Annotated in this window: 3 protein-coding genes and 1 pseudogene; 1 reads left to right on the forward strand and 3 read right to left on the reverse strand. The window is 60.6% G+C overall.

Translation table 11 applies throughout. The annotated features are described in order from the left end of the window. Nucleotides 1-69: 69 nt before the first annotated feature. A pseudogene (locus tag ACEN88_RS27000) lies at nucleotides 70-258 on the reverse strand (flagellar biosynthesis protein FlhF); the annotation flags it as partial. A gap of 446 nt (nucleotides 259-704) precedes the next feature. On the opposite strand from ACEN88_RS27000, the gene ACEN88_RS27005 reads away from it, so the two are divergent. After that, on the forward strand, nucleotides 705-944 hold the full coding sequence (locus ACEN88_RS27005; protein WP_413344622.1) for a hypothetical protein: 240 nt from the start codon (nucleotides 705-707) through the stop codon (nucleotides 942-944). Nucleotides 945-1,018: 74 nt separating this feature from the next. Here the strand turns inward: ACEN88_RS27005 and ACEN88_RS27010 are convergent, their stop codons facing one another. Continuing rightward, complete coding sequence (locus ACEN88_RS27010; protein WP_413344623.1) at nucleotides 1,019-2,173, reverse strand: MraY family glycosyltransferase; 1,155 nt, start codon at nucleotides 2,171-2,173, stop codon at nucleotides 1,019-1,021. A 242-nt stretch (nucleotides 2,174-2,415) separates the two neighbouring features. After that, the coding region (locus ACEN88_RS27015) for an FHIPEP family type III secretion protein (RefSeq protein ID WP_413344625.1) at nucleotides 2,416-3,502 on the reverse strand (1,087 nt) is incomplete at its 5' end.

Genomic DNA, 3,502 nt, shown 5'->3' on the forward strand with positions numbered 1-3,502 from the left:
GATTATTGACGATGCCGGTAGGAAACCATCGCGGGAAAAGGACGGGGAAAGGCGCTTATTTCATCCACGCGGCGCGGCCATTTCCGATTCCGGTGCCGGGGAAGCCAGCGACGCGACGTCGTCGTTGTCCAGTGCCAGGATTTCGACCACGCCATCGACCGGACGGTTCGACAGGATGACCGCGTCCGGCCCCAGGGCCTCGCGCACTTTGCGCAGGGCCTCGCGGGAAGTCGCCGCTGTAAATTTCTTCACGTTCATCGTTGTTCTCCGCTCTTGCTGGCTTGGTTCGCTATCCGGTCATGCGGGCACAGTCGCCCATTCACAGTGAGGATTATTGACGATGCCGGTAGGAAACCATCGCGGGAAAAGGACGGGGAAAGGCGCTTATTTCATCCACGCGGCGCGGATGGCACACCTGCACCGATCGCCAGAGAAGTTAATTGCCACGTAAATACAATGGTGAGAGAATTGGAACACAGCAACAAGATCATCGGTACGGGCACAATCTCTCATCTATGAGACAATTCTCAAACAGTCAATTGCTCAACTTTTAATATTTGTGGCAATTTTGACATGATAAGCGTAATAGAACAGAACGAATCAGTGTCTTGATCGCAAATTGTGTTCAAATGTAACAACGAATTTTATGGTCGTGCTAGACTGCGTAAACACCGTGTACTTGGCTTACATCGAAAGGCCAACAGATGAAACTGAGAATACCGAAGCGCCAACCCGGCACCCCCGGTGCTGAAGCCGCCCTCGTTCATTTATGCGAGGTGCTGGACCGCTGTATTCCCATCTTCCGTACCGTATTTCTCATTGCAGGGGTGCTCGCCGCGGCCCTGAAGGTCGGGCGAACCGCCGACTTCCTCTTTGCCACGGGTCTGCTCTTCCAGTTTGCGATGTGGTTCAATGACTGGTGGATCAGGACACGGGCTCGCTGACACTGTTCAGGACGTAAAAAAACCGCGGTCTCGATGTGAAACCGCGGTCCTTGTAATTTAGCAGCACCAATTTCTTAGCGCACTTCAATTCCAACGTCGAGGGCCTGCTCCGCCCTGTCACCGCGCCGCACCGTCCAGCGTCCACGCACGAGACGGCCATATACCGCGATATACAACACGACCTGGGCAACCACGATCGCCACGGCCGCCGGGGTCGACTGGCCGAACCAGACGCTGACTGCCACACAAGCCGCCACCGCCGGCGCCATGAAGCACGGCACCATCGCGTTGCGCTTCCAGGGACGAGCGGCGTCACGGCGCACATATTTGAAAACGAGACGGCGGAACACGAGCCCGTGCAGGTGCAATGCATCCGGCGCGCCCGGGCTGACCTTGCGGACGAACTTGCGGCGATAGATGCTGAACAGCACTTCGATGATCGGATAACCGCAAATAGCGAGAATTTGCCACGCGCTCAGCTCCGGATGACGCACCAGCAACAGGACCGCCATTTCCGACACCCAGAAACCGAGGAAATACGCCCCGCCATCGCCGAGGAACATTTTCCCGGACGGGTAGTTCAGCATCAGGAAGCCCAGCGTGGCGCCCGCGCACAGCGCACCGAGCACGGCAACGAAGCTGTCGCCGACCTGTAGCCCGACGGCGGCCAGGCCGATCGCCATGATGATGATCGTACTGCCCGACAGGCCGTTGAAACCGTCGATGATGTTGATGGCGTTGGAACCGCCTGCCACGAACACTGCGGTGGCAACGATCGCCAGCGGCGCGATCGTCAGCAGCGCATCCAGGCCCCAGATGTCCAGTTCGCCGACAGTGGCCCCCAGTGCGAGGCTTGCCACCAGTGCGCTCAGCGCGGTGGCGACAAGACGCACGCGGACCGACACGCGCTTGGTGAAGTCCTCGATCAGGCCCGCCAGGAAGGCCGGCAGGCTGGCGCCGAGCAGCAGATAGATGCGCGATGCGCGGCCGGCGCTCACCTGGCCTGGAAAGATCTGCTGGAAGAGCACGAGGCCGAGCAGGATGCCGCCTATCACGGCCAGGCCGCCGATACGCGGCACGGCCGTGGTATGGACCTTTTGCACGCCGCCCAGGTCGTGGTCGTGCGTCAGGCGTCCATGCCACTTTTGAGAACGGACGATGAGTTGGCTGATGACGAAACTCGCCACCCATGCGGTCAACCCAAGTAATACAAACTGGTATTCCGGCATCTTTTACTTCCTGTACATTCGCAGACTGTCTTTGCAGCGTGTTGGGCAAATGACGATTGAGGGGTACTGACCGATTCGGCTGGGTGAACCGGTCTACTCAGACTGATTTCTTGAGCGCGCTAAGCGTTAGAGCGCAAGGATGTTAGCATAAATCAACTCTACCAATCGACTTTTGGCACTATTGGCGAAGCGATTGTTGCGCTGCGGCCTCGAAAGAATCCCAACAAATTTCCTTACGCCAATCAATTCGCGCCAACGAGGCTCGTGACACGAATTGTCTTGGATTCGGGAATTTCCGAGTGTGACAAGACCTTGAGCTGCGGCAACGCCCGACGCAGGAACCGCGACAACAGCGTCCGCAGCGGCCCCGGCACGAGGAGCACCGGCGTCAGTCCCATTGCCTCTTGTTGCTGCGCAGCATTGGCAGCCTGCTGGACGATCGTGTCCGCCAGGCCAGGCTCGATGCCCGTGCCGTCGCCGCCGGCGTTCAGGGCCTGCACGAGCAGGCGTTCGAGGCGGTTGTCCAGGGTCATCACGGACAGTTCGTTCGTGCCCGGGAACAATTGCTGCACGATGGCGCGGCCCAGCGACACACGCACCAGCGCGGTCAAGTCGTTCGGATCGTTCGTGCTGCCCGCATGCTCGGACAGCGTCTCGATGATCGTGCGCATGTCGCGGATGTGCACGCCTTCCTGCAACAGGTTCTGCAGCACTTTCTGCAACGTCGACAGCGACACGACCTTCGGCACCAGGTCTTCGACCAGTTTCGGCGCATCCTTGGCCAGGTGGTCGAGGAGCGCCTGCACTTCCATGCGGCCCAGCAGTTCCGACGCGTGCGTCGTGATCAGATGGTTCAGGTGCGTGGCGACGACGGTGCCGGCGTCGACGACGGTATAGCCCATGCTCTGCGCGTCGTCCTTCAGCGCGGCGTCGATCCAGATGGCCGGCAGGCCGAACGCGGGGTCCGTCGTCACGAGGCCCGGCAGGGTGCCGCTCGCCATCCCCGGGTTGATCGCCAGGTACTGGCCGTTCATCGCCTCGCCGCTGCCCACTTCGACGCCCTTCAGCGTGATGCGGTAGGCCGACGGTTTCAGCTCCAGGTTGTCGCGGATGTGCACCGGCGGCGCCAGGAAGCCGACTTCCTGCGCGAACTTCTTGCGGATGCCCTTGATGCGCTTCAGCAGTTCGCCGTTCTGCGTCTTGTCGACGAGCGGAATCAGGCGGTAGCCCACTTCCAGTCCGAGCGTGTCGACCGGCATGACGTCCTGCCAGCTCGCCTCTTCCTGCTCCGCGGGCGTGGTGGCCGCGGCGGCGGCGCCTCCGCCGGGC

The sequence above is a fragment of the Massilia sp. CT11-108 genome (assembly GCF_047302915.1).
In the GTDB taxonomy this organism is placed as follows: domain Bacteria; phylum Pseudomonadota; class Gammaproteobacteria; order Burkholderiales; family Burkholderiaceae_D; genus Telluria; species Telluria orientalis.